This window comes from Paenibacillus oryzae, assembly GCF_001675045.1.
Lineage (GTDB): Bacteria > Bacillota > Bacilli > Paenibacillales > Paenibacillaceae > Pristimantibacillus > Pristimantibacillus oryzae.
In genome coordinates this window covers 92,603-119,326 of the sequence record NZ_LYPA01000080.1, presented here as the reverse complement: position 1 = coordinate 119,326, position 26,724 = coordinate 92,603, and the positions used below count along the sequence as shown (strand labels likewise).

Sequence of the window (26,724 nt, the reverse complement as noted above, 5' to 3'; positions counted from 1 at the left end):
TACTCCGAAACAATTCCTGTCGAACAATTGGATAAAGGAGTCATTATGCAAAATGAAGAAATGATAAGCCCCCGACGTCGTTCAAGAGATGAAAGAAACGATGGATGCTGCTTACAGCCGGAGGGATTACGAAGGCGCATTAGAAACCTCTTACCGTATTTTACATCATATTCCCAACGATGACGATGCATTGTATACGATTGGCTATAGCCATTACATGTTGAGCAACTATGAGGAGGGCTTGGAGGCATGCCAGACTTTGCTGTCCCACTATCCTAGATTCGCCCCTGCCTTTCAACTGGCGGGCAAAATCCATCTCCAGCTTAGCCAATGGGATAAAGCGCTCCACTTTCTGGAGCAAGCGCTGGAGCTCACGCCGTCGGATGCAACCATTCATCACAACATTGCCGAAGCCCATTATTATTCCATTAGATCTTTGGCAAATGCCGTAGGACCATTTAAATCAAAAAACAAAAAAATATTTTTTAATATAATGGCATTGGCTGAAAAAGCAATTGCAAAAGCCATCGAGCTTCAGCCTGGCGATGCCGGCTGCCATTTGTTGTACAGCATAATTTTGAGCAGCCAAATCAAGGATGACGAGGCCGAGACCCAACTCCGCGAAGCACTTCTGCTGGAACCGATTAATCCGTCAGTCCATTGCGGCTATGCCCGGCTTTATTACATGCAAGGAAAAATCAAAGAATGCAGAGACCATGTTCAGCAGGCGCTTATGCTTGACGCCGAAAATGAAGAAGCTCTGGACATCCGCAGTAAGCTGAATCAAGCGCAACAAAGGGGGTCAACCTACATGAATTTAGCGGCAAAAACGGATATCAAGGGCGTGCTCGACGCCCTAAAGGAAAAAGATTATTATGCATCCAGCAGAATTCCGGTCAGAATGGAACGAAATGCCCGCGATGCCTTCCGGCTGCTGCCGGAGGAAGAAGTGTTCGCCATTATCGACATGGCAATCATCCGCAAAGGAAGGGCGGGGCTACTGTTTACCGACAAAGGTATTTATTCCAAAACTATAGGAAGCCTTCACATTATTCCATGGGAGAAATTAGGCTCCGTCAAACCAACCCTTAAGTGAAGCATTGGTTGGACCAACGTGAGGGGGTGGGCTCTTGGGGCAAGTATATACTCTTACCCATTTATTCTTCTATAGAAAGACTGAAATATGGGATCAGGGTTCCCTTTACAAAAATTGGCGATATGGCCCGCCTAGCTCTTTTCTCGCTGCAAGCTTATCAAAAGAAATTCAGCAAATGATAAGGAGATAGATCAATGAGGAAGATTGAAATTAAAGAAATAGGAATCAAAAGCGCATTTAAGAGCACCCTCTATATTACAATTGTTCCATTAGGCATTATGGCAGCAATTGGTTTATTAATGACATTTATAGGCGTAGCAATTGGACAAGGGCAGTTATTAATTTTAGGAATACCTTATATTTTTATGTCATTTGTTATGATGGGTCTATACGGGCTATTTAGTATGTTAACAGCGTTAGTATATAACAAATTTTCGACTAAGTTTGGTGGATTAGAGCTTGTAATAAAAGAACAAAATGAATTAAACCATGACATAGGAAAGGAAAATAGAATAAACGGGCAATTACATAATTATGCTCGTGAATAAATAACGATTTACGTAATCAATAGGTATCAACAACAAAGACAGAGAGTGCATCATGGATAAATTAAAATGGATTGAAAAAATAGCACAGCGCCATCCCGAGGACGCGGAAACGCGTTATTGGTTCGCAAAAGAGCGAGGCGCAAGGACATTACGTCGAGGCTTTGGCGGAATACGGAAAAGGCCTGGCTGTCTGCAGCGACGATGCGCTGCGGCAGCATCTGATCACGGCTTTGAGGAAGCAAGCCTTGCTATACAGGGTAAGAGCACTAACAACAAGGAAAACAACAAGGATATAGAAGAAAATAGTGTAAAAGACTTGGATCTTGAAGAGAATGACGATTTGGAAGAGATTTATTTTGAGGACGACGAAGATAACGATAGAGGAATTGATGGTGAGGACGATGAAAAAGACGACAATCCTGCCTCCTCTGCCAACGACTATAGCGATTTGCCAGAGTATTTGAATGGCGATACGGCTCAAACCTATCGTTCCAATCCCGGCTTGCAGGTCGTACAAGGCGGAAAAGCAAAGGAAAAAACGGGTGGCGCCGACAAACCTGGCATATCGTTTGCGGATGTTGCAGGACTGGCTGCCCTCAAAAAGACGATTCAGTTAAAAATTATTAGCCCTTTCCAGCATCAAGGGTTATTCTCTAAATTCCGCAAAAAAACAGGCGGCGGCGTGTTATTGTATGGTCCTCCCGGCTGCGGCAAAACCTTTATGGCCCGGGCAACCGCAGGAGAATGCCAGGCACGTTTTATTCCGGTCAGCATTACGGACGTGCTGGACCCTTATATTGGCGTTAGCGAACAAAATCTCAAAAATCTGTTTGACAAGGCAAGATCGCAAAAACCGAGCATTATGTTTTTTGACGAGGTTGATACGATAGGGTACAGCCGCTCCAAATCCTCTTCGTCTATGCGTGGGGTAATCGATACCTTTCTGACGGAAATGGAAGGTATCGACACTAGCACCGATCAAATACTCGTCCTCGGCGCCACCAATATGCCATGGGATGTAGACAACGCGTTGAAACGCCCCGGACGGTTCGACCGGATGGTGTTTGTTGCCCCGCCGGACGCGGAAGCGCGACAACAACTGTTCAACCTGAAACTCGCGGATCGCTACATTCATCATATTGACTGCGAGGAATTGGCGAAGCGTACCGAATTTTTCTCAGGCGCGGACATCGATAATTTATGTGAGCGAGCGGCGGAATTGGTACTGGGTGAAATCCTGGAAACCGGGAAGGAACGGGCAATCGGCATGGACGATATGCTTGCCGTCATGAGCGAAATTCGTCCTTCCACCATGGAATGGCTCAAAACAGCCAAAAACTATGTGAAATACGCTAACCAATCCGGCATCTTTGACGATGTCGAACAGTATCTGAAGCAATACGGGCGAAAAATCTAAGACGAGGCTTAACGACTGACTCGTAACCTCTAAACCAAACTTCAGAGTGAAAAGCATTTGACTATACATTGAATAATTAATCATTAAAATGTATAATTATACGACGTTATCTTTTATTAGTCAGGAGCGAAGCGATGAGCTACACCATTTTTGTTGATGGGCAAGAGGGCACGACGGGCCTACAAATCCATGAGCGGTTGTCCCGGATTTCCGGCATAGAAGTTTTGAAAATTGATGCTAATAAACGTAAAGACAGCAAGGCGCGCCAAGCTCTGATTAATGAAGCCGATATCGTATTTCTTTGCCTGCCGGATGCCGCTTCCAGGGAGTCCGTTGCTATGGCGAGCAATCCTCAGACGCGGATTATTGACGCAAGCACAGCGTTCAGAACAGACCCGGAATGGGTGTATGGATTGCCGGAGCTGCGCAAGGAGCAAAGAAGCCGCATCCAGAGCTCAGCCCGTGTATCAGTACCCGGCTGTCATGCGACGGGTTTTGTTTTGGCCCTTCAGCCTTTAGTTGCCGAAGGCATATTACCCAGTGATTATCCCGCAACCTGTTACTCCCTTACGGGCTATAGCGGCGGAGGAAAAAAGCTGATTGCCGATTATCAGAACAGCGGTAACGAACAGCTTTTTGCGCCACGTAATTATGGTCTTGGCCTGAACCACAAGCATCTGCCGGAAATGCAATTTCATGTTGGATTGCAGCATGCGCCGTTATTTACCCCGATTGTCGGCAACTATTATCAGGGCGATGCAGTAGCGGTTCCGCTCCTGCCCAGATTGTTTAACAAACACATTTCAGCCCAAGAAATTCAGGAACTGCTGGCCTCCTATTATAAAAATGAGTGTTTTATTAAAGTGATGCCCTATGATTCGGAAGCTCACCTTGATAATGGATTCTTTAACCTCCAGCAATGCAACCACACCAACAATCTGGATCTGTTTGTTTTTGGCCATCAGGACCAAGCTCTTCTCATAGCCAGATTCGACAATCTTGGGAAAGGCGCATCAGGCGCCGCCATTCAAAATATGAACATCATGCTCGGTTTTGATGAAGGTGCGGGATTGGAGTAAGGGAGAGCGAGGAGGCATAAAGTGAGCAAGGTGAGCGATGTGAGCAAGGTGAGTAATTTGAGTAATTTGAGTAATGGAGTAATTTGAGTAATTTGAGTCTGTGAAACCTGCAATGAACGCTAACTCCTATAATGAACACCACTAATCTAAACAGCCGCTGCTTTATGCAACTAGCCAAGGGGCTTGCTGAATAGTTCCGGCCAATGGATCGACTATGTTGGAAAAGAAACAGCCCAAGAATGCTGATTTTATAGCACTCTTGGGCCTTTATTATAGGTCCAATGAACTCGATAGAACTGTTTGGACAGCTCTTTTGTATGATTTTATGAACAAAATAAAGCCTCATGAGCGCTAATTTGCTCGTTTTGTACGATTTATCGTACAAACTACCATAACTAAAGCAAGTTGGCTCTTGTTTTGTACGATTTATCGTACAAGCTACCAAAACTAAAACAAATTGGCTCTTGTTTTGTACGATTTATCGTACAAGCTACCATAATTAAAGCAAATTGGCTCTTGTTTTGTACGTTTCATCGTACAAAATCAAAATCACTTTAGCCCCTACCCGACAGAATAATGTCAAAGGTATGGCGGTACGGCGTCACCAGATTAACGAGAAGGGTTTGACAGCCCGCAGGATGCGGGGCGTTGCTGATTCCCTTCACATTATGCTGCTGCACGCCTCCTGTAACCTCAATCCAGTCCTCGCCAGCCGTATACCTGACGGAGCCTTCGCTCCAGAGCTGCACAGGAGAAAACTCCTTCCCTGCCGGTGAAGCTCCATTCTGTGTCTGTGAAGCTTCTTTCCGTGTCGATGAAGCTTCTTTCCGTGTCGATGAAGCCCCATTTTGTGCCTGGGAAGCTCCATTCCCTGCTTGTGAAGCTCCTCTCTGAGCAGGAGAAAGGCCTGCCCCCAAATGGCCAGCCTCCTGCTGAAGATCTTCATCGGACAACGTGCCTTCAGAACCAAACACAAAGGACACCGAGGTCAGAATCGGTGCGGCATATTCACTGGCAACCGTAATGCGCCAGCCGCGATCCATTTCCTTCAGCTGCACCTCCACATGATGACTCTGCTCATGCGTTACTTCCCTATGCTGATGAGGCAGCAAGTACCACGGACTGACAGACCCGCCTGCCGTCTCTGGCAGCTGTTCGCGCGAAACCGGTCCGTAATATCCCTTTTTCTCAACAGCGTTCAGTCGGTAACTTCCGTCGCCTTGCTCCTCCAGCTGCTGCATCCTTACATAACCCGGCCCAAAAAGGGAGGCAACCTGTACCGCAAGCAGCGAGGCCGCTCCGTTCCGCACCGCAAAAAAGGAGGTGTTTTCCGTCATCACCGTTGCGCTGACGGCTCCCGAGCGAATGCGAGCCACCGGCGCGCCAAAGTCGGGATGCAGCTTGCTGTGGTAAATAACGCCGTGATGCCCCGCATCCGCCATCCGGCTGACGTAGGCGCTGCGGTCAAAATTGGCGTTCAGCATGACCCGATAGTGTTCCGGCAGCGGCTCCGGCTCCACGGACAGCTCGCGCAGCTCGGGGTAACGGAGCAGCGCAATCGGCACATGGGTCGGCAAGCCGCCCGGCTGCTGCAGCTGACTGCCCGCCAGCTCCGACAGCGCAGCCAGCAGCGGGTCCTTGTCATGATGAGCCATCCAGCGCAGCGCCACAAAGTAAGAGCCCAGATTATGCCTGTCGCCAAAGTCCTGGCGGCCGGAATAGTCCGTCACGACATCGCCGTCGGGATGAACCAGATAAGCCATCATCCGCAAATTGCGGCGAACCGGCACCAGCAGCTCCGGCAGCTCCAATTGCTCTGCCGCGTAGATCAGCGCAATGTCGCTGACAGAGTTGTAAATGCCGTTGCTCCGCTCTGTCCACTCGCCGTCCGGCGTACAATCCATTCCTTCCGCCAGCCATGCCATAGCCCGCTCCTTCAGCTCCGGCTTTCCCGTCAGCTTGTACAGGAACCCGATTGCGGAGGTCAGAATCCACCGATGATTGGGCGTATGACAGCCGCCAGATAGCATCGCAGGAACGGCCTGCTCAAGGAATTGCCGCAGCAAACCCAGAGCTTCCCGGAACGGCTCCCACTCCCGCGCGGCGCCCTCCAGCACCTCGTAAGCCTGGGCCAGGCCGCCCACCACAAACGCCGTATCCGGCGGCGAATGCATGTTGGTCCAATGCGGCGAAATTGTGCCGTCGGGATGCTGGGAGCGAAGCATAAAACGAAGCCCCAGCTCCAAACCGCGCAGCAGTTCCACGTTGCGGTAAGAGGGAGAATCCGGATTGCAAAGCGCCGCAATCCAATGGGAGATATACATTGCCGTCCCCCAATGGCTTGGCGTTGCAATGCCAAGGCCTGGCTCAATTACCCCTCCGAAAAACCGGTTATCTTCGTCCTTGCTTTGCCGCGCCAGGCTTTCCAGGGCGAAGGCTTCATTTATTTGAATTAGCTTTTCGTAAATACCCGTTCCTCTATAATTGCTCATCTCCGCCACGCCTCCCGTCTAGGCTTCCAAAGCCTGCAGCTTCGACAGCATAATGTCGTGGCTGGCATGAATTTCGTCAGGCAAGCAAGCCGCTTTCAGCTCGTATACCTTAACTGGCGCTTCTGCGATCACCGGCAGAAAACGGTCGAAATAATTCATATCACCGCTATGAATATAAGGACAATAATGATCGGACAAACCTACCGTTTCATGGATGTGAATACCGGCTATTTTGCCCCGGATATACTCCATATCGGCCAAGGTGTCGTACAGTCCCATCCGCTCCATCATGGTGGCATGTCCAAAATCATACCACAGGCCAACCGGCGCTCCCTTCAGCCGGTCAATAATGCCGCTTGCCTCCCGCAGCGTCGGCAGCTGGTAGCAGCGCGAGCGGGTTTCAATGCCCAGGCTAACCTTCCAGCCCTTCGCCGCGATGGCCTCGCAAGCCTCCTCCAGACTTTGCTCGATACGCGCGATATAGCGCGGAGCCTGATCCTCTCTGCGATCCAGCATTTCCTTCCACAGCTTCTGATAAGCTTCGCTTTCCCGGCCTTGCTCATGGTAGATTTTTTTCAGCTCGTTATCAATATTGTAGTCAAAGGGAACCTCGCCGGGATGAACCACAACAGCTTGTGCGCCATAACGATGTGCGTAAGCCGCCGAATTGACCAACAGCTCGATCGCACGTTTACGCTTCACCTCATCTTCAAAGCCAAGCAGCACGGAGTCCGTCCCGTAATCGGGATCGGGGTCATGGGGAAACGTATTGTGGACGCTGGATACTCCGATGTCCCCTCTTTCGATCATCGGTTCAATGGTGGACAGCAGCTCCTGCGTGACGTTGTAGTTCAGCTCGACCCGTCTAAAGCCAAGGCTGGCTATCTCCTCGATCATGCCGTTGCCTGTCGTGTGGCGCCGTATATTCCAGCAGGTTGAAAATGAATATTCTCCTTTGTCTATCCTCGCGTCTGTCATCCTGTCCATCCTTTCTTCATTCAAAAAGTTTATAACACTCCAGTAAGCAGCACTACAGCCCATTAACCTAAAAAAGCAGACTCCAGGACCATAAGGCCTTCCTGGAGTTTGCTTTTAGTGAAAACAGCTCAAAAGAGCAATAAAGGTTATTCAAAGGTTCGTCTGGAACAGCAGCTTCTTTGGAAAGGAAGCTTCTCAATCCCTTGTAGGAAAGAGGACTACCAATCCGTTTAGCAAAGGCGCTTTTCAGCACCTTTCGGAGAAGCGCCTTCCAGCGCCTCTATTCCTGACTCAAGTATTTAGCGGAAATAGCGTCATATTGGCTTTTGGTTACAGGAATAACCGTACCATGGCGGGGACTGGCCGGCAAATCATAGTTGGCCGAAAGCGTCCATTTGCCGGAGTCCAGATTCTTCGTTTCAAGCGGCACATATCCTCGTCCGCCGAACTCGTCAACGAACAGGTACCATTTTTCCTCCGTGTTGGATTTAAAAATGGTGGGCCCCTCCACTCCCTTTATATCGCCTACGCCTTCCTTGTTCAGAACGGCATCCTTATCAAAAACGGATTTTAGCGTCTCCTGAAAAATCATTTTGCCAAAAGGCGAATTCGGCTCATTTTCCCGCTCATCCTTCGTAAACCGGTAGATCTTTCCGTTGTGGGCAAGCATCGTGGTGTCGATGGTGGAATAGCCCAAATCCATATACAGCTCCGGTTCGGTGAAGGTATGGAAATCGCGGGTTTTACTGTATAAAATCCGCTGATACCATTCTCCGCCAGAGCGTGTGCCTTTGTCAAACAGCCTGGATGCCCAGAAAACGACATAGCTTCCGCTTTCCTCATCATAAAATGCCTCTGGAGCCCACGTATTTCCAGCTTCGTATGGCGCAACCTCCACCATTCTCGGCTCGGACCATGTCAGCAAATCGTCGGATTCCCATACGATGATGGAACGGCTTCCGTCGGATTGCGCCTTGCCCCAGTCCCAATTGCCGTTGATTTTCAAGTCAGTGGCAATCAGGTAGAAGCGGTCACCGGCAGGCGAAGCAATGAGGAAGGGGTCGCGAACCCCTTTTTCGCCCATTGTCGACGTAAGGACGGGTTTTCCGCCGTTCAGCTCCCTCCAGCGCAGCGGGTCGTTGCCTTCGCTAAGCGCGAAATAGACCTGCTCGCCGTCCGGCGTTCCTTCTCCCGTAAAGTAGGAGAAGAGATAGCCGGCGTAGTCCTCCTTGACGGGCAGCTCGACAACGCGCGCGTCAAAAGCCTTGGTCGCCGATACCCCGTTTTTGGACACAAAAGCCGTCAGCTTAACTTCGGCATCGCCGGAGCCGTTGGCAGGACGCGCCACCTCGCCCGAAGCTGTAATAACAAGCGGGCTTCCTGTTTGCCAGGCAATTGAGGTTCCGTTTTGTCCCTGTACCGGCAGCGTCAAATTGCCCCGCACATTGTCGATATTCGGAATAGACAGCGACTCCAGATCGGAGGCAACCGCCTTTTCATCGCCGCTTTTTTCGTTTGCCTCCAGCGTGTCTGCCGCTGTTCCGCTCGTCAAGGTTACAACCGACTTGGCCGGAATAACCGCCTGGAACGAACCGTCCTCAAGAACGGATGCATCTTCGCCGCGCTCAAGATCATGCTCGGACGTTGTAACGTAGGATTGCAGCACGGAAACTCCTTTTTCAAGCCCGATTCCGTTCAGCGACAGCTTCACAACCTTGTCCTGATCGCTGTCGTTAACGAATACCGCAGAGAGGCTTTGTTCGCCTTGATGCACATAAGCAGAACCAAGCAGGCCGCTATTGGCATCCTCGGACAAGCCGCTCAGCTCGATTCGTTCAGCTCCCGGACGAATGAACTTACTGTAGTTGCCCAGCACCCACAATATTTTGGAGGTCAAAATATTTTGCTCGTTGCCCGGATTGTGGAAATCGGTATAAATCAGGCCGTCCTTATAGTCCACCTTGGACACGGCCGTCCACCATTGCCACGCGGCGGCGTTGGCCTCCGTCAGGTCAAAATGGATTGTGCGCGCCACATGCAGCGCAGGCTCGATGCCCAGATCGCGGCCAGGACCGTAATCGCCCATGATGCAATATTCGGTAACCCAATATTTCACATCGTCGCCGTAATGCTTCAGGTTTTCATGGAGCAGCTCTCTCAGCTTAACCAGGCGGTCGTCGCCGGGATTGCTGTAATCCGACCAGTAGGAGTGAGAAGCGATTTTGCTCCCTACCGCCTTCTTAAGCTCGGGATCGCCAAGCAGCTCCTTGATGTATTCCTTGTATTTGCCCGTTCCCAGGCTGTTGGCGCCGCTGGAGTACGTGCCTCCACCCGAAAATTTTTGGAAATATTCATCGTCCAGCAGGGACGTAATCTCCACGCCGTCCGGCGCGCTGATTTGCGCAGCAACACCGTTTTCTTGAAGCTGACGATACAGCTCGAGAATGACTTTCTTAAGATCGTCGTTGTTGTACCGATTGGCTTCCTGATAGGCATTATTCCAATCCCAGGTTGGCTCGTTGATCGGGCTGATGTAGTCAAATTCAAGCCCTTGCTCCTTGAAATGCTCCAATACATCGACCAGAAAAGTCGCAAATTGAACCTCATAACCATCCTTCAGGTTCGTGGAGCCACTTTCAGGGCCAGGCCTGGCCCTGCCGTCTTTGGTCATCCAGACGGGAGGGCTGTTCACAAAAGCGATCAGCGTATCCACGCCGCGATCCTTCGCCGCTTGCAGGAACCATTGCTGGCCGCTCTGCTTGCTCCAGTCGTAGTCGCCGTCTTCGGTCAGCTTAAATGCTTCGGCCCGGCGCCAAGGATCAGGGATGGATGGATCAGTTTCCGTTGACCCCGCGCCGATATTAAAGCGCCAGGCAGACAAGCCGATCCCTTTTTCTCTGGAAAAAAGCAGGTCTGCCACTTTATTTTTATTTTCTTCACTCCAATGCTTGCCCAGGGGGTCCATCGACCAGGCATCGGACGCGCCAAAGTTATCTATGGTTTGATAACGGACCGTTCCGTCAATCGACACCACAGCATCCGGCGGTGTCTGCTGCTGCACGGGGATTTCCTCCTCTTTCATGCTGTTTGCGCTATTGGTGCTATCGGAACCTCGGGTTAACATCGCAATTAATGCAACCAAAAGCAACACAAAAACAACAATGATAACAACCAGCCATTTTTTTCTCATGTCACACTCCTAACCGACAAGTCCGGAGCGCTCGACGCTCTCTACGAAATGCCTTTGAACAAACAGGTATAAAATAATAAGCGGCAAAATCGCCATCAGTACGCTTGTGTTCATCATCATGGACATAAAGAACGGATCTTGCGTCAAGGAAAGCGCCGCTGCTCCGCCGCCGCTGAGATGAGTAGCGATGGCGTAACCGGATGAGGACATCATGGACGACATAACCTTCGGTTCGTTCAGGTACATGTTCGTAAAGAACGAATCGTTCCACTGCCAGACAAACGAAAACAGCATAACCGTAACCATGGAAGGAATCGCATTGGGCAGGATAACCTTCCTGAACGTCGTAAAGTAGCCCGCTCCATCCACGTATGCAGCCTCTTCAATCTCCCGCGGAATCCCTCTGAAGAACTGACGGAAGATGTAGACATACAGACCTGTTTTGACGCCCATGCCAAGCATGGAGGAAATAATAAACGGCCAATACGTATTAATCAAATTGATTGGCGAGCCGCGGAACAGCTCGATGATGCCAAACAAATCGAAGTTTTTGAAATTGAGATACAGCGGAATCATAATCGTTTGCGATGGTACCAGGATGGTAAAAACAACGCCGGCAAACAACAGATTACTGCCTCTGAACTTGATCCGGGCAAAGCCGTATCCCGCCAGCACGCACGTGATGGTTTGCAGAATCATAACAACCGACGACAGGAACATCGTGTTCATGAGTATGCTTGGATAGTTCATCGCCGTAAAAACGAGCTTGAAGTTCTCCAGCGTTAACGTCCTCGGAACCCAGATCACGGTTGGATCGTACAGGTCATTCATGTTTTTGAACGAGATGGACAGCTTCAACAAAATCGGATACAAAATAACAAATGATATACCAAAAATGAGTACAAACCGGACAATGATCCAGAGCCATTTTTTCACAGCTTCAACCCAATAGGCAGACGAAGCAAGACGATGCTGTCTTTCCCCTTTTGCGGGATGCTGCTCTGCTGCGGTTTCCGTCTTCACAAAAGTTCCTCCTTCAAACCGCTAATCTTGGTAAAAGACTTTGCGCGATACAAGTGCGGTCGTTACCCATAGCACCAGCGCAATGACGGCAAAATACATCCACGACATCGCGGCGCTGAGGCCAAAGTTAAAGCTCTTGAATGCCGTATCGACAACCAGACGGCTTGTTTGGTCGCTGATGAAGCTGTCGATGATGGTGTAGACCAGATTGGTTAAAATCAACGGGCTGATCATCGGGAATGTAATTTTCCAGAACGCCTCGTAGCCTGTCGAGCCTTCGATTTTGGCAGCTTCGTACAGAGAAGGCGAAATGGATTGAAGACCTGCCAGGAAGATCAGAATCTGGACGCCGGATTGGCTGACAATCTCATAGATCCGGCTAACTGCTCCCATCAAATATTCAACGAGGATAGGACTCATGCCGGATTCGATAAGCATGATGGTCAGCTCCAGGTTTTTCATGACGGACAAGCCGCCGCCCGTTGTATCATTCGCGCTTTTGACAACGGATTGCATCAAGTCGCCGCTTTCGATGCTGGCGATAATGCCGGAGGCGAGAATGACCGGAAGGAAAAAGATGGCTCTGGCCAATACCCGCCCGCGGAACTTCTGATTCAGAATAACCGCAAAAAACAGACTGAATATAATAATAAGCGGCGTGTTTACGGCAATATCCATCACCGATTCGGTCAACGTTCTGACGTAGGACTCATGCGAGAATAACGCCTCGCGAAAGTTGGCGAACCCGATAAAATCCAGGGTAAAGCCTTCGTTGGTAACCTCAAGCTTGCTCATGCTGTACCGGAACGAAGCAATTAGCGGAACAAGGAAGAGAAGCAGGAAGCCTGCAAACCAGGGCAGGATAAAGTACAAGCCGTAATATCTGTTTTTTTGCTCAAGCGATAGCTTCTTGATTTTCATGGCTTCGCGTTCCCCCCCACCCAGTAGTCCTTGGCGCCTACCGTTACGCCATTTACGTTAGCCGCTTTTTCGTTATAGTTCACGATGATCGTTTTGCCTTTTTCGAAGGTCGTTTGATAAACGCCCGCTGCCAGCTTTGTATGCTCTTTGATGACCTGATTCTGCACATCATGCAAAATACCGTTCAGCTTCACATGCTGCTGTGCCGCTTCATCGATCCAGCGGCGATAATCGGCAGAATACAGATTATCGAATTCCGTCATTTTGATTGCAGACGGATCCGCATAGAACCAGGTATAATGAACGGCTGAACCTGTTTCCAGCGCCTTCAGGAAGTTGATTTCGGAATCCTGATCGTCCGCCATATTCCAGGCTGCTCCGGCATATTGGACATAGCCGTGGTAGACCAGCTGAAAAAACGGAACGCTTTCGTCGGTAATATTAAAGCCGCTATTAGTCATTGGCGCATCAACAATATGCCGGGCGTAAGGAGCAGCATAGGCGTTGCCGCCTTCCAGCATCAAATCAGACACGGATTCGCTCATTTGCTTCATCTGCTCAAGCGCAATCTCTTTGGCTTCCTCACGGTCGATAACGTTCGTCCGATTGAAGTCGGAATTAAGCTTATCGCCCATATCTCTCAAGGAAAGGCCGGAAAGGCCGAGCTTGCTGTAATCCTTCATAAAGCCGTCTACGATGCCTGGCAAAGCGCCAGGGCTGAGAACATAACCCGGATCCGCCTCATCGTCTTGTCTGAACGTGGAGATCCGGTAAGGATAAATGGCAGCCAGCTTGTTTGTAATCAGGCGGGAAGCCTGAGATTTTTTGAACCCTTTAGCGTTGGCATACACTTCCAGGAAGGTTGCGTCGGGATACAAGCCAACTCCGCTATTATCCGCATACTCCTGCAGCGCCCGCAACCCTTTGGCTCCGCCAAGCTTTTTGTCCACCGAAACAGACTTCGGCAAATTATGCTTGATTCCGTCGTTAAACCAGCCGGTATATCGAAGCTGAATGCCTTCAACGCCCATATCCTTCATCTGGCCCAAAATATCCTCGGCTTGCTGGAAGGTGGTGAGCGGCTGATAAGCGTTATAAGGGATTCCTAAGAAAAATTTCTTTTTTGGAATGCCGCCAATCAGCTCCACGTAAAATGGAATGCTGTCGGCCTCCTCCAGTTTGGCCATAGCGTTTTTCTCCGTCAGGAAATCACGGTAATGAGCGGCCATGCCGGAATAGCTGGCTTCGTCCGCCGCCAAAAATCCGTATGCAACGGCAATATCGCTCTGGAAGGGCTGTGCCTGGAACTTCTTGACCGTGCTGGAGCGCCATCCGTTGGATAACGTAACTTCCTCCATGTTATTCAGCGTAAAGCTTGGATACACGGTATTGTACTGGTTCAGCCTGCCGCTGACATCAGCCTCGATGGCTGACGCTGCATCTCCCTGCTCAATAATACCGAGAAAGCCGCGATCATCGTATTTCATGCCGAATACGGGCAGTCTGGCCGATTCTTCCTTCTGAATTTGCATCAATTGGTTAATGGCTGTATCCGAGCCGTACATAACGGCGCGGTATGGAGCCGCATATGTTTTTTCATTATTAAAATGAATTAGCGAGCCCGAACCATCAGGAACGAGGGTATATCCTTCGTCCTTCATTCCGCTTGCACCGAAGAAAGGCAGCAGCGACAACGTTTGAATTTTCATGGTATCGGGATATTCCAGACCGCCTGCCGGGATGCTTACCTTGAGATATTCGCCGTCCAGCCGGTAGTGAAGAGGAATGACAACGCTGGCGGCTCCTCCGCCTTCATCGCCGTATGCCGCCTTGTCGATAGCAACTTGCTCCTCGTCGTATCCGATCTCCTTGAAAATCCCCGTTACTTTGGAAAGGCCAACACCCTTTAGGGAGGAGTCTCTTCGCTCATATTGCTTCGTTTCTTCGTTAAACTTGAATCGTTTTTCAATTTCCTTTTTATCCGCATCGCTGGCGATTTTGCCGATAATCAGATTTTGAAAACGTTCTTCGCTAATATATTTCGGAATCGCCTCGATATCGCTTTTGACTTCGCCGAGGGTATACACAATATTCAAGCCGCCATCGGCCTTTTCGATCACAAACTGACCGTTCTGAATGCTGTGCGTATAATTGTCATATTTCAACGAGTTGCCCGCGCTGTCGTAGTAGGATAACTCCACCTGTACGTTCAGCTTGGATTTGTTATAGCCGGTGGCGATGGCATCGTCTTCCCGATCCTGAGGATTGGAATACCAGATGGCCCCGTTCCGTTTGTCCTTAACAGCAATTTCAGTCGTTGCCTCATTGACGTATAAAATCAGATGCTCGTTTTCAGCAGCTGCTTCCATGCCCTCGGACAAGCTTTGCGCCTGACGACCTGCCTCTGCATTAACCGGCTCACTCGCCGCTGTTTCCTCTTCCGTGCTGGCTGGCTGCTCGGCGGAATCGTCCGCCTGGCCAATCTGCTCTATTGGCTGCTCAGCCGACTGGTCGTCGGAAGCATTGGCAGCCGTTGCCGAAACCGGAGTTGGTCCGGCATAGTTAGGCATGCCTGAAACGAGCAAGCTGCCGATCATAACCGCAATTGCAATGATAGTAAGCTTCTTCAAGCCTGGCTCCTCCTTTCTCATCCGCGCAATGAAAGCTCCTGGTAGACGGTGTACGCAAAACTGACAATCTGCTGAATCAGACTGAAAAACAGCAGTCCCAGAAAAATAATGACGCCTATGACTAAAAGGGTCAGCAGCATTGTCGTTATCGTTTTGGTAACCGTGTACTGATGAACCGTCATTGTCCCGATAAACAGCAGCCAGATGAACCATAATAAGGCCAGGGTATCCAGCAAATAATAGAATGAAGATTCACGCAGCGTAATGACGTTGCTAAGCAAAATGTTAGGGATGTTCACCAGAATAAGCGGAAGCATCGCATAACCTGTCGCAATAACGATTTCGGTAAATTTGCCTTCGCCGTCCATTAGCGTCGTAAGGGACCAGTTCGCAATACACCAGAGCAGGAACGGAAGAACGATATATTTCAGCTCGTCAATACTGTTCAGGTCCAGCGGGAAATTGAAGTTGACGACATAACCGGCGAATTGCCGTTTTAGAATCATGGTCACGGTTACGGCGAACAACATCAGCACCGCAACGCGCAGCTTTCCTTTGTTCTCGTATTTCAGGTCCCAGAATCCGTCGAAGGGATGCATGGCTACATGCAGCGAGTATTTAATATCTTTAAGAAACTGCATCCTGTACCCTCCCTCCTTTTCTTGATCTGGCAAACCTGCGAATTCCAAAAATCAGGACAAGAAGCGCAATAACCCCGGTCATATACATGCCGAAATATTCACGCATGTATTCTCTGCGGTATTTGCCAAGCGCTTTGGAATAATACTCTCTGTCATTGCCCAGCTTCAGGTAGGTCATGGCATCCTTGTATTCGCCTTGGCGAAGCAAGGATTTGCCGATGCCAACGTAGGCCATCTCGTAGTTGGCGTCAAGTCTCAGCACTTCCTGCCACAGCCTGGCTGCTTCATCATGCTTGCCGGAGCTGTACAATTGGTTGGCGTGGTTCACAAGACTGCCAAACTGGGTAGCTTTGAACTCGGTAATCCGGCCAAGGTCGCGGTCCAGCACGTAAATTGCATCACCGTAGCTTTCAACGGCAACCGGGTTTTTGAACGTGCCGAGCTGATTGCCCAGCTGTCCGATTACATAAAGCAAATTGCCGTCCTCGTTGTAGGTGAATATGCGCCCGCGCGTGGAATCCAGCGCCCGGTATACGCCGCTGTCAACCACATCAATGTCGATGAAGGAGGAACGGTTAATGCTCAAATCGCCGATTGGCGGAATGTCCGCATTCATGCTAAGAACATCGATGCCGGACGGATTTAATTTTTTGACTGCCGACAATGTCGATTTGTCCATGGTAGTCGTGTAAATAAATCCATCTTCATCCACATCCGCGTTATTGAACTCCAGCGGGATAAAACGGATCAGCTTTTCGCGCTGCTCTTTGGTGGCCACCGTTTTCCAGAACAGGTCGATGGGATCGAACTGGACTCGGTTGGTGCCCATAAAGCCTGTAAAACGGCCGTCAATGTCGAACTCGATAAGCCCTTCGTATACGCCTCTGCCAACAACGTAGATGCGTCCGGCTTTGTCGACGATTACCTTGCGCGGAAAATATTCAAAGCTTTCGCTGATGACATCCGCCTTGGGAGCGCCCAGCTCTCTCACAAAGGAGCCGTCTCGGTTCAACTCGACTACGCGCCGGTTTTCAGTATCGGCTACGTAAATTTGTCCTTTTTTTGTAACGAAGATGCCCTCCGGATTTTTGAAGCCGTCTTCTTTGCCATTATTGTTGAAACCTTTAATTTCCTGAACGGTTTCCCATTGGCTGTTCAAAACGACGATGCGGCCGTTACCGGAGTCGAGAACATAAACAAGACCCTCGTCTGAGATAAAGATATCGGTTGGCGCATTCCATGCGCCTGTCCCCGCTTCTTGTCCCGTTATTGCTCTGGAGGGAAGAAACGCGATCGGCGATTTAACGGCTTGGCCCCAGTAGTTATAGGTATAGCCTTCGTACGGCGAAGCCTGGGCCGCGCTCGGGCTAAGACCGGCAAACAACAGAACAGCTGCCAGGATCAGTAGTAGTGACTTTATTTTCAAACCTAACGCCTCCATCGCTTTAGTCCTTCATGCCGGACGAAGCCATCGTTTGAATGACATTGCTCTGAGACAATACAAATGTCACAATCGGCACCGTCATCATGATGACCGCCACGGCGGCCCCGACCCCCGCACGCGCTATGCCGCCTGATACGATCTGGCTCATCGCGTAGTGCATGGTCTTGAGCTGCTCGCTGTAGATAAAGCTGCCGCCATCGGTGCCCCACAGCATTTGCATCATCAGAATCAGGAGCGTCAGCCATGCCGGCTTAACGAGCGGCATAACGATTTGCATGAAAATGCGATATTCGCTTGCGCCGTCAATCTTCGCCGCCTCCAGCAGCGCATCCGGAATCTGCTCCATAAACTGCTTCATCAGATACAGGCCAAGCGGATAGGCAAATGCTGGAACAATAACCGCCTGATAGGAGTCCATCCAGCCCAGAGCGGACATGATAATGTAGTTCGGTATTGCCGTTACATGAGGCGAAAACATCAGGGACAGGACAATAATCGTAAAGAGCACCTTGTGGCCGCGAAACTTGTGCTTGGCCAGCGGGTATGCCGCTGCGGATGCCAGAACGATATGGCCGAAGGTACCTGCCGCCGTAATAAATACCGTGTTAAAAATATATCTTGAAAACGGAACCCATGAGTTCTTCATAACCTGAAACAGATCCCCGAAGTTTTCGAACGTCGGGTTTCTTACAAATAGCGTTGGCGGGAAAACAAACAGCTCATCCAGCGGCTTGAACGCATTATTGATCACATAGATCAACGGAACCGCCATAAAGGCTCCGAATCCGCCGAGCACCAGGAAAAGCATGATATCGACCTGCCAGGAGCGATTCACTCTTTTTTTGAGTCGTATGGCCAGTTTCATCCGCTTATTCCCCCACTCTCTTCAGCAACTTTTGAACGATCAGGTTGGAGCCCAGCATCAGCATAAACAATACTGTTGCGATAGCCGATGCATAACCCATTTCAAACCGGATTGTACCGTAGTCCATCAAGTGGGTTACGATGGTATGCGCTCCGTACTGCACGCTCGGGAAGCCCGCCAGAGCCGTTGCAACATCCGCAACCGCAAGCGAGGACGTAATCTGAATAACGGCGCCAAACATCAATTGCGGTCTCATGGACGGCAAGGTAATGTACCACAGCTCCTGCCAGCGATTTTTGACGCCGTCCATCGCACCCGCTTCATATAGCGTGCGATCAACCGTCTGCAAGCCTGCGATAAAAGCCAGGAAGCTGGTGCCAAGACTGAGCCACAATTGAACCAGCATAATAATGGCCAGCATGTACTTCGGATTTTGCAGCCACAGAATCGGCTCGTAGATAATGCCAATTTTCATCAAAAATCCGTTCATGATGCCGTATGAATCGCCCGAGAATATAATTTGCCAAATAAAGAACACGTTGCCCGAAATGGACGGGGCGAAAAATACCAATGTCATAATCGCCCTGACCTTCGGATTCAGCTCGTTAATCAGCCAGGCAAACACAAAACAGGCAATGTAGCTGACCGGCCCCGTTACGACGGAGAAAATCAGCGTATTTTTAACACCAATCAAAAAAACATCATCGTTCCAGAGCAGCTTGGAGTAGTTCTCCCAGCCAACCCACCTTGGAAACTCCAGCATGTTGAAATGTGTAAAGCTGAAGAAGATGGAGATGACGACCGGAAGCACAGTAAACAGCGAGAACAACAACATATAAGGCGCCAGCAGGACGTACAAATGTTTATCCCGCTTCACATCTCTGGCGAACAGGCCCCACTTTCCCTGCAGTCCGGCAGGGCTGCCCGCGGGCTTGGTCGTGGTTTCGGCCGCAATTTTAGCTTTCTGCAAAAGAGTCCCTCCCTAGTGCCTTCAGTCCAAATTAAACTCTTTTCGCTTTTGTTCGATTTCGTAATCGATTTCCTGAACGTAATCGTAAAGGGCGTCGGTAGAGTTGGTACCGTTGTTGACAACTTCACGAAGCGCATTGTCCAGATGGCGACCCGTAAAGTAGCCGCCCGGCACTTCTGGAACTCCCCGTACCCATTCCCATTGAGATTCCAGGCTGCGATAGTCGCGTGTCGGCCAAGGCAGCTCCTTCAGCGCCTCAACGTTTGCGGTTGGATAACGGGCGGCAGCGCCCATCAGGCCTTCCATTTCACGGCCAAAACGAACCTGGGCATCCTTGCTGACCCACCATTTCATAAATTCCCAAGAAGCCTCTTTGTTTTTGGCTTCCTTAAGCATGATGGTTGCCGTTCCGCCGCTTGCTACATCCCGGCGAATCGTGCCGTCAGGCTGTTCCATTCCCGGAACCGGTATGAATTCCCACAGCCCCTTGATTTCAGGAGCCGAAACCGACAAATAGTTATAGAACGTATAATCCTGAACGCCTACCGGCATTTCGCCCGTTCTAAACCGCATCGGGAAGTCGAAGATAAGCGGCAGCTTGTAGCTGGTATAGAAGTTGGTCCATTGCTTAAATGCCGCAAGTCCCGTCTCCGTATCCATTCCGCTTTTTGCCCCATTGTTCAAGTAGAAGGCGCCATCCATCTGATAAAGCAGCAGTGCATAAGCCCGGTTAACCTCCAGCACCGGCACGCCGGTTGTTTGAGCCAGCGGCAGTGCAAAGTCCATATTATGCTTTTGCAAAACCGGAATCATCGCGTAGACATCTTCCCAGGTTTGCGGCGGCTCCACATTCAGCTGCTCCAAAATATCCTTCCGGTAAAACAGCATGTTGAAAATTTGCTGTTCTGGCAGGGCAAACACTTTATTATCGTACCGGTAAGGAACAAGCGCGCTGTCCCTGAATTGCTTGATTACTTCGTCATAGCCCGGATAACCGGACAGATCCTCGGCAGCTTGACGCATTCCGAAGTTAACTGGCACGTCATTACCGACCTGCATAGCTACATCGGGCCCTTCGCCAGCCAATGATGCGCGCAGCAGCACGTCCGCATTGACCAGCTTCAGATTTACGTTAATGCCGGTGAGCGGCGTAAACGTGTCGTCAATCATCGCTTTCAGCACTTGTGCCTGGTCACGGCCCGTACCGATCCATACGGTAACGGTTTGATCACTATCCTCCGAGCTTCCGATCGTGTTGTAATCCTCGAAGAAAGAGTGGAAGAAAGAAGAAATTTCATGTCCAATTTTTCTAAAGGTTGAGGAATTTGCTTTCGGAAGCTTCACATCCGTTGATGCAAGCATCAAATAATCAATTTCAAGCGGCTGCTCGCGCACCTCAAGAATCCACGATCCTACACTGCCCACGTTTGTTTTAAATTGGGACAACCGCTTCTGCACCGTTTCCGGCTTGGCCGCCAAGTCTTCCAGCTGATAAGCGGTTTTGTTCAAAACGGCAGTTTTATCGCTTTTTTCTCCCGTCAGCCGCACCAGTTCTTCAGAAACTGCGTATAAAATATCGCTTTGCTCCTTGAATACGGCGGACATATCAGGAATCTGTTTATCTAATTGATAATCCCGGTAAGGGTCTGGCACATTGCCGGTAATCATCAAGATTTTTCGATACATGGCGTTGATTTCAAGCACGCTGGCTTCCACCTGGCGGATAAGAGGCGCGATCGCTCCCAAACTTACCTCCATTTTCAGCTCGTGCTTGCCTTTGGTTAGGTAGAACAAATAAGGCTCGTCGTTGCTGCCAAGCACGTTCATTTGCCAATCCGAGTCGTAATAAAACGGAATTTGCATCATTTCCTGAAACGGAATTTCACCGTCAATTTGTAATGAGCGTGTAGAATAAATGCCCCGCAGCAGTTCTTGTCTGCCCTTGATGGCAATTCTGTACAGTCCGTCCTCCGGCGCATCCATTTCCCATGCAATCCATTGGCCCGGCACCCGCCAGTTGTTGCCTCCGATTGTATTCATCTTGATTTTGGAAACGTCATAAGGCTCAGTCGACGGGCTTGAACGATCCGTGATCGGGTACAGGGTTGGCGATGATTTGTAGACTGCATCTTCACCCTGGACTTTAATCAGATGGCCGCTCGTTTCCTTATAGCCTTTTGCTTCGTATTCTTTCTTGACTTCCTCATAGCTTGCCGGCGCATCATATTGATAAACCTTCAAATAGTCGATTGCCATTGGTTCCCTGGAAGACACCATGGTCAATGTATGTTTGCCAGCCGGCAAATAAAAGAGATACGGCTCCTCATAATAGCCCTCTGTGTCTCTCAGCAGCGTCTCTTGCCAGATTGGAGATTCCACCTGACGGGGACGCAGGTCATTGCCGCGGTTATCCAGTTCAATCTCGTCTTTCTCATTGACCCAAACGCGATGGAAGGAAAGATTGCGCGCGCTGCTGAACGGAAGTTTCCCGTCAATTAACAGCTCCCGCTCGATAGCAGAGCTTTTACCCTCAATTGGAAAATAACGAACCATGATATGGTACATTCCTGTCTTGGGTACTTCCATCTCCCAGCTTATGGAGCCGCTTTCTTCCGTTCTGACGAACTTGCCTGTTTCGCCGCCAAGCTCGGTAATCACTTCCGGGCTCATCTCTTCGGCGTTCACATAATCCGCCGCATGGATGACGACTTCCTCGCGAGGCCGCTCCTCATCTTTATACTGCTGCAAATAAAACTCGTAATTGTTTTCCGAGGATTGTCCGGAAGTCGTCTCGACGTCTGCTTGATTAGATGGTTGAGCCGCGTCTTGAGTACCGGTCGCACCGGAATGAGATGTAGGGAAAACCAATATAGAGACCAGCATGACGATTACTACTGTCCAGGTGACCGTCATTCGGGATAATGCGATTTTCACCCAATTCCCTCCTTTACCAGGCTAGCGAAGTTATGATGATTACGGCAGCCAGCCAGTTCCTCCGGTTAAGAAGGAACGGCTGGCTGCCGCTTGAGAGGTTGTTCAAACAGTCAATTCCAAAAGCCGGCTGTTTGAACTCGAACTTTTAGGTACAGTGGAAGATTGTGCTATTCCTTGTCTTGCTCGCCGCTCAATACTTTGTCGGCTGCGGCTTGCGCAGGCCCGATGACTTGTGCAACGCCGGTAGAAGGAGTAACCTCGCCCTTCACGAATTTTTCGGTAACGGAATCCAGCTGGTCTTTAATGCCCAGACCGCCGAAGCGTCCGCCGAACAAGCGTTGAACCTTGCCGTCGTCGTTCATAGCGTTAGCAATGGAAGTTTCGTCAGGCAATACGTTTTCCAGCCACAGTCGTTGGTTTTCTTTATAGTTGTCGAAGTCTTGCAGCTCTTCCCAAATTTTCACGATAACGTCGGCGTCTTTAACGCCTTTAGGAATAACATAAGCTGCTGTTTGGCCTACCGGATCGAAGTAGCTGGATGCTTGAGGACCCTTCGGCAGGTACACATAACCCCACTCGTCTTTCAGCTTGTCTTGGATACGGCCTTCGATTTCCCACTGACCGCCGGGATACATGGCGATTGTGCCTTCGGAAAAATATTTTGCAGGGTCTTCCCAGTCGTTGCCTTCGTTTGCTTTGATAACCTTATGCTCGTTGTACAAGCCGTACAGGAAATTGAGCGCTTCCATAGCTTCCGGAGAATCAAAGCTCACTTTTTTGTTTGCTTCATCGTAAATTTTGCCGCCGTTGCTTGCGATCAGCAATTCGGACAAAACATAATGCGCGCCGGCCAGACCGTATTGATCCATTTTGCCGTCGCCGTTATTGTCAACGGTCAGCTTTTTCGCTGCATCAAGCATCGAATTCCAGTTCCAGTTGTCCTCGTCCATCAATTGCTGCGGGTCCTTCAGACCTGCTTCCTTGAAAATGCGTTTGTTATAGAACAAGCCTGTATCATTAGCGTTGAACCAGCCCTCAAGGCCATATACTTCTTTGCCGCCGAAGCGCATGGAATCGATTACATCAGGCGCTATACGGGAGTTTTTCAGATAATCGTCAAGCGGCGTCAGGAAACCGCCTTGCATCAGGCCCCAGATAAAGCCATCGGGCAAACGAACGATTTCAGCGAAGGGCTCGTTGGCCAAAACAGAGGAGGACAGCTTCTCGGAAGTGGACCAATACTCTGTATTCAAATACGAAATTTTGACATTGTATTTTTCTTCGACCTTCTTAATGCGCTCGCGTGCCAGCTCATCCGCTTCGGAATCCCCGACTGGCGTTGCATCCCACCAGTGCGAAATTCGAATTTCGCGACCGTTCAGGTCAACGGCCAGCGGCTCTTCGGCAGCCTCCGTTTGCGCCGGAGCCTCCTCTGACGCTGTCGGCGACGGGCTTACCGATGCGCTTGGCGCATTGTTGCCGCCGCTGCATGCCGATAACATTGTAGCTACTGCGGTAAGCAAAATTAGTAAAGTCGATTTCTTGTGTTTCATTTCTCTCATTGCTCAACACCCTTTCCTGATCATTAATAAAAATTCATTATCCATAACACAAACCTATGCACCTTGTGAAGTCGCAATTCCCGCGCACCGTTTGTGAAAGAGCGCTTTCTAAATATTGACCTCAATAAGTGTAAAGGTTTTCATGAAACCCATTTCATTATATATCTTGCGCCTTTTCCGGTCAATACTAAAAGTGGGCTGTCTCTCGAAAAGATTACGTTTTCAAGACAGCCCATTTTTTTGTTTTTATAGTATGACTTGCAGCTCGTTATTCTTTTTTATCCGGCTCGCCTCTCAGCACCTTTTGAATGCCGGCTTGCGCGGAATCAATAACCTGGGCAACGCCTGTCGAAGGAGTAACCTCACCCTTAACAAATTTCTCGGTAACGCTTCCCAGAATGTTTTTGACGCCCAGTCCGCCTGCGCGGGCATCCGTAACTCTGATTACTTTTCCATTATCGTCCATAGCATTGGCGATCGAAGCTTCATCCGGCAATATGGTTTCCAGCCACAGTCTGTGGTTTTGCTTCCAATTGTCGAAATCCTGAAGCTCTTCCCAAATCTTCACAACGATATCCGCATCCTTAACCCCTTTTGGAATAACAAAGCTTTCTGTGCTGTTCACTGCATCATAATAAGCAGTAGCTTGAGGGCCTTTAGGCATGTAAACGTAGCCCCAATCATCCTTCAGCTTGCCTTGAATACGACCTTCAACTTCCCATAAGCCGCCGGGATACATAGCGATGTTGCCTTCCGAGAAGTACTTGGAAGGGTCCTCCCAGTCGTTGCCTTCGTTTGCCTTGATAACCTTATGCTCGTTATACAGGCTATACAGGAAGTTAAGCGCTTCCATAGCTTGCGGAGAGTCAAAAGCCGCTTTCTGGGTCGCTTCATCATAAAGCTTACCGCCATTGCTTGGGATCAGCATCTCATGGAATACATAATAAGCTCCTGAAAGTCCGTATTGATCCATTTTGCCATCGCCATTTGTGTCTACCGTCAGCTTTTTCGCTGCATCAAGCATGGTGTTCCAATTCCAGTTGTCTTCTTCCATAAGCTGCTGAGGGTCTTTAATGCCGGCTTCCTTAAAGATCCGCTTGTTATAGAACATGCCGTTGTCGTTTGGCGTATACCAGCCCATCAAGCCGTAAATTTTGTCTCCGCCAAAACGCATGGAGTCAATAACCTCCGGGGCAATTTTGGTATTTTTCAAATAATCGTCAAGCGGTGTCAAAAATCCGCCTTGCATCAAGCCCCAGATATCGCCGTCAGGCACTCGCACAATTTCAGCGAAGGGATCGTTGGCCAAAACGGTGGATGAAATTTTTTCGGAGGTGACGCCGTATTCTGTATTTACATAAGATATTTTTACATTATATTTTTCTTCGACGGCTTTAATGCGTTCACGGGCCAATTCATCCGCCTCGGAATCGCTGGCAGGAGTGGCGTCCCACCAGTTGGAGATCCGAATTTCCCGTCCGTTCAAATTCACTTCCTTGGGCTCCTCGGCCGCTTCTGTCGGCGCCGGAGTTTCCTCATTTGCCGCGGGCTGGCTGGCCGTTGGACTTGGCGCGCTGTTGCCCCCGCTGCAAGCTGCCAGAATGGTGGCGATTGCTGTTACCATAACGAGTAAAGTTGACTTCTTTTTCTGCATCTCATTCACTGTTAGACACGCTCCCCTAAGTAAGTATAAACCACGTGATCAAGCACAAAAGCTTTATTTGTTTCCGCCTATTTGCGCCCTCCTTTTATAATTGTAAGGGCTTTCATGAAACCCTTTTCATTATAGCCTGTAACGACTTTGCGGTCAATAACAAATTCAGGATAAATAAAAACGGGTTACGCTCGGCGATAGCGTAAACCCGTCATTTTAAGGAAAGCGGTACAAATGGCTTATGGCTGTACAGGAGCCGATGTGCTTTGCCGGACTACCAGGTGGGGCTCCAGTGTGGTCAGTTTTTTGACCTTTTCTTTATTCATCATAGCCTGAAGCACCTTAATCGCCGTCCGTCCCAGCTCATGCGCCTTCTGGGACACGGTGGTTAACTCAGGAATAAAGTGATGGGATAATGGGATGTCGTCAAATCCAACTATCGATATGTCGTCAGGCACGGAAAGCCTGGATTCCGTCGCCGCCTTAATGGCGCCGATCGCGGTATAGTCGTTGACGCAAAAGATGGCGGTTGGTTTTTCCTTCATGGAAAGCAGCTTCAGCATCTGCCGTTTGCCGGATTCGATAGAAAAGCTGTCCGGCAGAATCCAATCCTCGCAAACCTCCAGCCCTTCCTCCTTCATTGTTTTGCGGAAGGCCCGCAGCTTGATGGAGGTTGTTGTCATGTGGTTTTCGCCGCCGATAAAACCGATTTTCTTGTGCCCCAATTGCGCCAAATGGCGCACAGCCAGAGCAGTTCCGAACGATTCATCCGTTGCAACCCGAATCAGGCCCGAGTTTTTCAGCTCGCCGTTCACAAGCACTGTCGGAATGACACTAGCATGCTGAACAAGCTCCTGAACCAGATGCTCGTCGCAGTGCTTCAAGTTAATGCGCCCGCCTAAAAACATAATGCCGTCCACGCGCTTCTCGCGCATAATGCTGAGATATTCCGATTCTTTTCGCGTATCGCCGATTGAATTACTGAGCAGAAAGGTATGACCGGACGATTGCGCCTCCTCCTCCGCCCCGGCAAAAACCTCTGGGAAAAAGGGATTCGTCAAGTCAGGCACGATAACGCCAATGATACCGGTTTCTTTCTTTAGCAGACTTCTGGCCATGGCATTGGGCTGGAAGTTGTACTTGCTAATCAGCTCTTCAATTTTGGCGCGGGTACTTCCTTTAACTGGAGCGGTATCGTTGATTACGCGCGAAACAGTTGCGACCGATACTTTAGCCTCCTTGGCAATATCATATATCGTGACCTCTCTCAAGCTGAACGC

At 49.7% G+C, this 26,724-nt stretch carries 18 protein-coding genes; 4 read left to right on the top strand and 14 right to left on the bottom strand.

What is annotated here, in order from left to right:
* The first annotated feature begins 100 nt into the window (after positions 1-100).
* The 4 genes from A7K91_RS24510 (at position 101) to argC (ending at position 4,140) form a co-directional block, all read left to right on the top strand.
* Positions 101-1,096 carry a tetratricopeptide repeat protein gene (locus A7K91_RS24510; RefSeq protein WP_068687120.1) on the top strand — a complete coding sequence of 332 codons (996 nt, stop codon included), beginning with the start codon at positions 101-103 and terminating at the stop codon, positions 1,094-1,096.
* A 194-nt stretch (positions 1,097-1,290) separates the two neighbouring features.
* The gene (locus tag A7K91_RS24500; RefSeq protein ID WP_068687118.1) at positions 1,291-1,644 is read left to right on the top strand and encodes a hypothetical protein; all 354 of its coding nucleotides are present in this window, start codon (positions 1,291-1,293) and stop codon (positions 1,642-1,644) included.
* Between the two features lie 52 nt (positions 1,645-1,696).
* Complete coding sequence (locus A7K91_RS24495) at positions 1,697-3,061, top strand: ATP-binding protein (RefSeq protein ID WP_211274564.1); 1,365 nt, start codon at positions 1,697-1,699, stop codon at positions 3,059-3,061.
* A 134-nt stretch (positions 3,062-3,195) separates the two neighbouring features.
* Entirely contained in the window at positions 3,196-4,140 is a 945-nt protein-coding gene (gene argC, locus A7K91_RS24490) for an N-acetyl-gamma-glutamyl-phosphate reductase (protein WP_068687117.1), read from the top strand.
* 554 nt (positions 4,141-4,694) lie between these two features.
* Here the strand turns inward: argC and A7K91_RS24485 are convergent.
* The 14 genes from A7K91_RS24485 to A7K91_RS24420 form a co-directional block, all read right to left on the bottom strand.
* Positions 4,695-6,632, bottom strand: coding sequence for a hypothetical protein (locus A7K91_RS24485; RefSeq protein ID WP_068687116.1), 1,938 nt, complete (start codon positions 6,630-6,632; stop codon positions 4,695-4,697).
* 18 nt (positions 6,633-6,650) lie between these two features.
* A complete protein-coding gene (locus A7K91_RS24480; RefSeq protein ID WP_068687115.1) occupies positions 6,651-7,610 on the bottom strand; it encodes a sugar phosphate isomerase/epimerase family protein in 960 nt (319 codons plus the stop codon).
* A gap of 280 nt (positions 7,611-7,890) precedes the next feature.
* Complete coding sequence (locus tag A7K91_RS27195) at positions 7,891-10,800, bottom strand: glycoside hydrolase (protein ID WP_245697805.1); 2,910 nt, start codon at positions 10,798-10,800, stop codon at positions 7,891-7,893.
* A 9-nt stretch (positions 10,801-10,809) separates the two neighbouring features.
* A complete protein-coding gene (locus tag A7K91_RS24470; RefSeq protein ID WP_082967729.1) occupies positions 10,810-11,823 on the bottom strand; it encodes a carbohydrate ABC transporter permease in 1,014 nt (337 codons plus the stop codon).
* A 21-nt stretch (positions 11,824-11,844) separates the two neighbouring features.
* Positions 11,845-12,744 (bottom strand): carbohydrate ABC transporter permease, encoded by a 900-nt coding sequence (locus A7K91_RS24465; RefSeq protein WP_068687114.1) that lies wholly within the window; start codon positions 12,742-12,744, stop codon positions 11,845-11,847.
* Positions 12,741-15,374: a DUF5696 domain-containing protein gene (locus A7K91_RS24460; RefSeq protein ID WP_156739798.1), complete on the bottom strand. Its 2,634-nt coding sequence runs from the start codon at positions 15,372-15,374 to the stop codon at positions 12,741-12,743. Before A7K91_RS24460 ends, A7K91_RS24465 begins: the two co-directional genes overlap by 4 nt.
* A gap of 17 nt (positions 15,375-15,391) precedes the next feature.
* The gene (locus A7K91_RS24455) at positions 15,392-16,015 is read right to left on the bottom strand and encodes a Yip1 family protein (protein WP_068687112.1); all 624 of its coding nucleotides are present in this window, start codon (positions 16,013-16,015) and stop codon (positions 15,392-15,394) included.
* Positions 16,002-17,441, bottom strand: a complete 1,440-nt coding sequence (locus A7K91_RS24450) for an SMP-30/gluconolactonase/LRE family protein (RefSeq protein WP_082967728.1) — start codon at positions 17,439-17,441, stop codon at positions 16,002-16,004. Before A7K91_RS24450 ends, A7K91_RS24455 begins: the two co-directional genes overlap by 14 nt.
* A 19-nt stretch (positions 17,442-17,460) precedes the next feature.
* The gene (locus tag A7K91_RS24445; protein ID WP_068687110.1) at positions 17,461-18,324 is read right to left on the bottom strand and encodes a carbohydrate ABC transporter permease; all 864 of its coding nucleotides are present in this window, start codon (positions 18,322-18,324) and stop codon (positions 17,461-17,463) included.
* A 4-nt stretch (positions 18,325-18,328) separates the two neighbouring features.
* Positions 18,329-19,234 carry a carbohydrate ABC transporter permease gene (locus tag A7K91_RS24440; protein WP_068687373.1) on the bottom strand — a complete coding sequence of 302 codons (906 nt, stop codon included), beginning with the start codon at positions 19,232-19,234 and terminating at the stop codon, positions 18,329-18,331.
* Between the two features lie 81 nt (positions 19,235-19,315).
* Positions 19,316-22,207: an extracellular solute-binding protein gene (locus A7K91_RS24435; protein WP_068687372.1), complete on the bottom strand. Its 2,892-nt coding sequence runs from the start codon at positions 22,205-22,207 to the stop codon at positions 19,316-19,318.
* A 188-nt stretch (positions 22,208-22,395) separates the two neighbouring features.
* The gene (locus A7K91_RS24430; RefSeq protein WP_068687109.1) at positions 22,396-23,790 is read right to left on the bottom strand and encodes an ABC transporter substrate-binding protein; all 1,395 of its coding nucleotides are present in this window, start codon (positions 23,788-23,790) and stop codon (positions 22,396-22,398) included.
* A 268-nt stretch (positions 23,791-24,058) separates the two neighbouring features.
* Positions 24,059-25,444, bottom strand: coding sequence for an ABC transporter substrate-binding protein (locus tag A7K91_RS24425; protein WP_245697831.1), 1,386 nt, complete (start codon positions 25,442-25,444; stop codon positions 24,059-24,061).
* Positions 25,445-25,683: 239 nt separating this feature from the next.
* Positions 25,684-26,715: a LacI family DNA-binding transcriptional regulator gene (locus tag A7K91_RS24420; RefSeq protein WP_068687107.1), complete on the bottom strand. Its 1,032-nt coding sequence runs from the start codon at positions 26,713-26,715 to the stop codon at positions 25,684-25,686.
* Positions 26,716-26,724: the final 9 nt, after the last annotated feature.